Source organism: Achromobacter sp. UBA2119, from assembly GCF_002331005.1.
Taxonomy (GTDB): Bacteria; Pseudomonadota; Gammaproteobacteria; order Burkholderiales; family Burkholderiaceae_B; genus Achromobacter; species Achromobacter animicus.
This window is the reverse complement of record NZ_DCYD01000017.1, coordinates 348,345-354,377: the sequence shown is the minus strand read 5'-3', so window position 1 is coordinate 354,377 and position 6,033 is coordinate 348,345. Positions and strand designations below refer to the sequence as shown.

At 66.1% G+C, this 6,033-nt stretch carries 6 protein-coding genes; 4 read left to right on the top strand and 2 right to left on the bottom strand.

All coding sequences use genetic code 11. The features are described from left to right. The 4 genes from B3098_RS20800 to B3098_RS20785 form a co-directional block, all read left to right on the top strand. A partial coding sequence (locus B3098_RS20800) for a methyl-accepting chemotaxis protein (RefSeq protein ID WP_286898729.1) occupies positions 1-648 on the top strand: 648 nt, incomplete at its 5' end. A 29-nt stretch (positions 649-677) separates the two neighbouring features. Further along, on the top strand, positions 678-1,145 hold the full coding sequence (locus B3098_RS20795; RefSeq protein ID WP_175139214.1) for a hypothetical protein: 468 nt from the start codon (positions 678-680) through the stop codon (positions 1,143-1,145). 137 nt (positions 1,146-1,282) lie between these two features. After that, positions 1,283-3,007: a methyl-accepting chemotaxis protein gene (locus B3098_RS20790; protein WP_191578093.1), complete on the top strand. Its 1,725-nt coding sequence runs from the start codon at positions 1,283-1,285 to the stop codon at positions 3,005-3,007. 243 nt (positions 3,008-3,250) lie between these two features. Beyond that, positions 3,251-4,846: a methyl-accepting chemotaxis protein gene (locus B3098_RS20785; RefSeq protein ID WP_279974659.1), complete on the top strand. Its 1,596-nt coding sequence runs from the start codon at positions 3,251-3,253 to the stop codon at positions 4,844-4,846. Between the two features lie 79 nt (positions 4,847-4,925). Here the strand turns inward: B3098_RS20785 and fliR are convergent, their stop codons facing one another. Further along, positions 4,926-5,714 carry a flagellar biosynthetic protein FliR gene (gene fliR, locus B3098_RS20780; protein ID WP_175126266.1) on the bottom strand — a complete coding sequence of 263 codons (789 nt, stop codon included), beginning with the start codon at positions 5,712-5,714 and terminating at the stop codon, positions 4,926-4,928. A gap of 34 nt (positions 5,715-5,748) precedes the next feature. Continuing rightward, positions 5,749-6,018, bottom strand: coding sequence for a flagellar biosynthesis protein FliQ (gene fliQ, locus B3098_RS20775; RefSeq protein WP_008163193.1), 270 nt, complete (start codon positions 6,016-6,018; stop codon positions 5,749-5,751). Between the last annotated feature and the right edge of the window lie 15 nt (positions 6,019-6,033).

Here is a 6,033-nt window from a genome sequence, read left to right as displayed (position 1 = left end):
AGCGCCCAGGCCGCCAAGGAAATCAAGAGCCTGATCGAGGATTCGGTGTCCAAGGTCGGCGCCGGTTCGCAGCAGGTCGAACGCGCCGGCGCGACGATGCAGGAGATCGTCGCTTCTGTGAAACGCGTGACGGACATCATGGGCGAGATCTCGGCGGCCTCCGACGAGCAGTCCAGCGGCATCGACCAGGTCAACCGCGCCGTCGCGCAGATGGACGAAGTGACGCAGCAGAACGCGGCGCTGGTGGAAGAGGCTGCGGCCGCCGCCGGCTCGCTGCAGGACCAGGCGCAGCGCCTGGCCGAAGCGGTGGCCGTGTTCAAGATCAATGCAGGCGAAGTCATCGAAGTGCCGGCGCGCCAGTTGGCGCAGCAGCATCGGCCGGCTGCCCGCGTGGCCGCACCGGCGCCCGAGCCCGAGGTGGCGCCGCCACCCGCCGCGCCGGCCGCCAAGCCCGCCGCTGCCGTGCGCCTGACACACACCGCCCGCGCCAAGCCGGAACCGGCCGCCGGCGCCTCGGCATCGCGCCCGCCGCGCAAGCCCGCGGCGACGCGTCCGGCGCCCGCGGCAAAGGACGTTTCGAAGCCCGCGCCAGCACCGGCTGCAAGCCGGCGGCAGGCGCCTTCGGACGACGATTGGGAATCTTTCTGACGCCGGCGCCGCCGGCAAATAGGCAGGGTATGCGAGGTTATCTACATCTTCTGGCAGCGGCCGCGATTGCGGCCCTTGTCGCTGGCTGTGCGGCAACGGGTCACAACTTCGACCCGAGCAAGCTGTCGACCCTGACGCCCGGGCAGACGACCATGGAAGAGGCCGCGCGCGCGCTGACCGCCCCGCCTGCCCAACAATTCAAACAGAGCGACGGCACCGTGCTGGCGCTCTGGTTCCACAAAATCACCTTTGTCACCGACGGCCTGTACAGCCGTAAGGAAGCGCTGCTGCAGTTCGGGCCCGATGGCCGGCTGATGCGGCTCGTCGACAGCACCAATATTCTGCTGGAACCTTGGGAACGCCAGAAGTTGCTGGGGCCTGCCCCCGCGCCTGCCTTGACGCAGGACTGGGCACAACCTGCGATGGAACCCGAGGTGCAAACGATCTACATTCCGGGCCCGGGTGAGCCGGCCGGTCTGGCGCCGCAGGGCAAATAGCCCTGCAGTTCGGCAGAAGACATCGGGCGTCACATGCCCGGTGTTCGTCGCCCTGAGTGCATCCCCTGTGTAACAGGGCATGTCCACAGGGTGGTTTTTCATTTGGTCAGAGCAGTTCCTGAGGGATGGGGAAATAAATGGAAGCGAGTCTCGAATCCGGTGGTAAAGCCGGCAAGGCCGGCAAGAAAAAAGCCGCGCGCGCACCTAAGGTCAAGCGCAAACTGAGGCTGCGCGATGCGCGCGTTGGCACGATGCTGCTGTGGGTGATGGCGTTTTTCGCGCTGCTGATCGCGGCGGTGGGCGGCCTGGCCGCGTACTTCCTGCAGAGCAACTATGAATCGATCCGTGAGGTCAACGCGCTGACGGCGCGCGCCAAACAGGTCGAAATCATCAACAGCGACATGCTGCGCGCCCGCGTGAGCCTGATGGTGGCCGCCCGCCACCTGCAGGAATCCGGCTGGGGCAGCGGCGAGAACTCCGCGCGTGACGCGGCCGCGTCGCTCAAGGGCGCGACGGATCTCCTGACCGGCGTGCGCAGCCGCTTCGCCGATTTCCAGAAGAACATGCTCGAGGACGACACTGGCCGCCAGTTGTCGATGAACCTTGTGCGCCGCTATCGCTCGTACATCGACGACGGCGTGGACACGATGGTCGAAGCCCTGCGCAGCGAAGACTATTCGACGTTCTACATGGTGAACAACGAATACGGCACGCCTCGCAGCGCCGCCTTCATCGAGGCGATCAGCCAGTTCGACAAGTACATCGCCGACCAGCAGCGTGAAACGATCGAACAGGCCGAGGCCAATTTCAACCTGGCCATGATCGCCGTCGGCATTGCGGTTGCGCTGGCGCTGCTGCTGATGGTGCTTGCCCGCATCCTGTTCGGCCGCCTGGTGGTGCGCCCCTTGGTCGAAGCCGGTCAGCACTTTGACAAGATCGCCGCCGGCGACCTGACGGGCCGCGTGGAAGTGCGTTCGCACAACGAAATCGGCCAGCTTTTCGCCGCGCTCAAGCGCATGCAGGAAAGCCTGACGCGCACCGTGTCGACGGTACGCCGTGGCGTGGACGAGATCACGGTGGGTTCGCGTGAAATCTCGGCCGGCAACACGGACCTGTCCAGCCGCACGGAAGAGCAGGCCGCCTCGCTGGAAGAGACCGCTGCCTCGATGGAAGAGCTGGCCTCGACCGTGAAGCAGAACGCGGACAACGCCCGCCAGGCCAACCAGCTGGCGGCCAGCGCGTCGGACGTGGCCGAGCGCGGCGGTTCGGCGGTGTCGGAAGTGGTCAACACCATGGAAGGCATTTCGGCCAGCTCGCGCAAGATCTCGGAAATCGTGTCGGTCATTGACGGCATCGCGTTCCAGACCAACATCCTGGCGCTGAACGCCGCGGTGGAAGCCGCGCGTGCGGGTGAGCAGGGCAAGGGCTTTGCGGTGGTGGCGGGCGAAGTGCGCTCGCTGGCGCAGCGCAGCGCCCAGGCCGCCAAGGAGATCAAGGGCCTGATCGAGGACTCGGTGTCCAAGGTCGGCGCGGGTTCGCAGCAGGTGCAACGCGCCGGCGCGACGATGCAGGAGATCGTGGCCTCGGTCAAACGCGTGACGGACATCATGGGCGAGATCTCGGCGGCGTCCGAAGAGCAGTCCAGCGGTATCGACCAGGTCAACCGCGCCGTGTCGCAGATGGACGAAGTGACGCAGCAGAACGCGGCGCTGGTGGAAGAGGCTGCGGCCGCCGCCGGCTCGCTGCAGGAACAGGCGCAGCGCCTGGCCGAAGCGGTTGCCGTGTTCAAGATCAATGCCGGCGAAGTGATTGAAGTGCCGGCGCACCAGCTGGGCGGGTATGCCGCGCCGTCGCTGAACTGATCGTCGTTGTCCCGGGCCGCGCCCGATCCTGCAGATGCGGGATCGGGCGCGGCTTTTTTGTAGGCCAGCGATCCGCGGATGTGCTTGTTTCATATCGGACGGTTATGCGTGCGTTGATGGAAATCATAAGCACGTTAAGTTTTCCGCTTTATGACCGTAAACAATGTCAATGCCTGAATTTTCAGGGCGAAAACAGAGTAATCAACGGTGGCCGGGGGATCGGACGCCAGCTGGAGACAAACCATGCGTGTCAATCTACCCGTCACCAATGTGGAAACCAAGCTGCGCGAGGACCAGTACCTGATCTCGCGCACGGACACCAAGGGCCGCATCGTCTACGCCAACCCGGCCTTCGTCGAGGTCAGCGGCTTCACCCGCGAAGAGCTCATCGGCAAGGCGCACAACATCGTGCGCCATCCCGACATGCCGCCGGAGGCCTACGCGGATCTCTGGGAGACCCTGGAAGCCGGGGAATCCTGGCTCGGCGTGGTCAAGAACCGCCGCAAGGATGGCGGCTACTACTGGGTGCTGGCCAATGCCACGCCCATTGTCGAGAACGGCGAAGTCGTGGCCTATTCGTCGGTGCGCGTGCAGCCGTCGGAAGAACAGATCGAGATGGCCGAAGCGCTGTACGCACGCATGCGCGAGGGCACGGCCAAGGGCGTGCGCATCCTGCACGGCCGGCCCGTGCGCGCCGGCTGGCGCAGCGGCCTGGACCTGCTGGCGTTCCCGTTTCGGCCGGGCGTGCGCAGCCGCATGCTGCGCCACGCCACGCTGTCGTCGGCCATCGTCGGCGCCGCGGGCGCGTATGGCCTGCATGCCAATTGGGCCAGCCTGAGCCCGTTGGGCGCGGCGCTGGGTTGTGGCGCGATCGGGCTGGGCATCGTCGCCATCTACGCGATGGGCTGGAGCCTGTCGCGTTCGCTGCTGGACCCGATGCGAGACGCGGCGAACATGGCACGTCAGGTGGCGGCGGGCAACCTGACCACGCAGATCGTGCCGGAATCGGATGACGAGGTGGGCAGCTTGAAGTTTTCGCTGGAGGTCATGCGCAAGAGCCTGATCGGCATTGCGCAAGACGTCTATCGCGGCATCGAGGGCACGACGCACGCCGCGGTGGACATCGCCCGGGGCAACCAGGAACTGGCCGGCCGCACAGAAGGGCAGGCGGCGTCGCTGCAGCAGACGGCCGCCAGCATGCAGCAACTGACGTCCACGGTGCGCCAGAACGCCGACAATGCGCGGCAGGCCAACGATCTGGCCGCCAGCAGCATGGACGTGGCGCGGCGCGGCGGCGTGGCCGTCGGGCAGGTGGTCAACACCATGCACGGCATCTCGGACAGCTCGCGCAAGATCGCCGACATCGTCACCATCATCGAAGGCATCGCCTTCCAGACCAACATCCTGGCGCTGAACGCCGCGGTGGAAGCCGCACGGGCCGGCGAGTCCGGCAAGGGCTTCGCGGTGGTGGCGGGCGAAGTTCGCAGCCTGGCGCAAAAGAGCGCCCAGGCCGCCAAGGAAGTGAAGACGCTGATCGAGGACTCGGTGGACCGCGTGACCGAAGGCTCGGCGCAGGCGGAGCAGGCCGGCGCGACCATGCAGGAGATCGTGGATGCCGTCCACCGCGTCACGGCCATCATCGGCGAGATCTCGCGGGCCTCGCAGGAACAGTCAACCGGCATCGAACAGGTGGATACCGCGGTCTCGCAAATGGACGTGATGACCGTGCAGAACACGGCACTCGTGCAGGAACTTGGCGGCGCGGTGACGCAGCTGGGCAATCAGTCGGGCGCGCTGCGCGAGACCATCCGCGTCTTCCGCGTGGTGGGACAGCACTGATCGAGTTGCGGGCGGAGGGCGGCGGGGCGGGGCGGGGCCCGCGGTCGCGCCCGATTGCAGGCCTGCTGGCGGCGGACGGTTACCGCCCAGCCAGCGCATCCACCACACGGCTCATCGCCGTCAGCCCCGATTCGAACAACGACTCCAGGAACGGCCCGGCGTGGGGCAGCACGATCGCCAGGATCGTCACGCCGACGATGAGCGTGACAGGAAAGCCCACCGCAAACACGGAAAGCTGCTGGGCGGCGCGGTTCAGGATGCCCATGGCCAGGTTGATGGTGAGCAGGGCGCAAATCAGCGGCAGCGCCAGCAACAGCCCAGACACGAAGATCGTCTTGCCCCATTCCACGACTGCGCCCCAGCCGTTCTGGTGCAGCTGGATCATCGCGATGGGCAGGGTGTCGAATGACCGCACCAGCGCCGCCAGCACCAGCAGATGCCCATCCAGCGCCAGGAAGGTCAGCATCGCGACGATGTTGAAAATGCGCGACAGCACGGCGGTGTTGGCGCCCGAGCTGGGGTCGAAGAACGAGGCGAACGACAGGCCCATCTGCAGGCCCACGAATTCACCGGCCGTCTGCACCGCTGCGAATACGATGCGCATGGTGAACCCCATGGCGATGCCGATCAGCACCTGCTGCATCACCATCCAGAGGCCGGCGTAGGAACCGGGTGCGACGGGTGGCATGGGATCCAGGGCCGGGCTGATCGCCACGGCCAGGACGAACGACAGTCCCACCTTGACCTTGACGGGGATCAGCGATTCGGAGAAGAGCGGCGCGGTGCCCACGAGCGCGAGAATACGCACGAACGGCCAGAGGAACTGGCCGACCCAGCCGTTCAGCTGCTCGAGCGTAAAAGAGAACATGGCGTCGCAACCCGTGTCCGGCGGCCGGCGCCGCTCAGGACACCAGCATGGGGATCTGGCCGATGAGCTGCCGGATGTAGTCGACCATGACGCCGATCAGCCAGGGACCCAGCAGCACCAGCACGCCGCACATGGCCAGCAGCTTCGGAATGAACGACAACGTCATTTCGTTGATCTGCGTGGCGGCCTGGAAGATGCTGATGACCAGACCCACGACCAGCGTGACGAGCAGAAGGGGACCGGCCATCGCCAGGACGATCTTCATCGCCTGGTAGGTCATGGTCATGACGGTTTCAGCGGTCATGGCGATCTCCTTGCG

Excerpts from the sequence above, each read along its gene's own strand:
- B3098_RS20795 (WP_175139214.1), top strand. The coding sequence starts at position 678 with ATGCGAGGTTATCTACATCTTCTGGCAGCGGCCGCGATTGCGGCCCTT.
- B3098_RS20790 (WP_191578093.1), top strand. The coding sequence starts at position 1,283 with ATGGAAGCGAGTCTCGAATCCGGTGGTAAAGCCGGCAAGGCCGGCAAG.
- B3098_RS20785 (WP_279974659.1), top strand. The coding sequence starts at position 3,251 with ATGCGTGTCAATCTACCCGTCACCAATGTGGAAACCAAGCTGCGCGAG.
- fliR (WP_175126266.1), bottom strand. The coding sequence starts at position 5,714 with ATGTTCTCTTTTACGCTCGAGCAGCTGAACGGCTGGGTCGGCCAGTTC.
- fliQ (WP_008163193.1), bottom strand. The coding sequence starts at position 6,018 with ATGACCGCTGAAACCGTCATGACCATGACCTACCAGGCGATGAAGATC.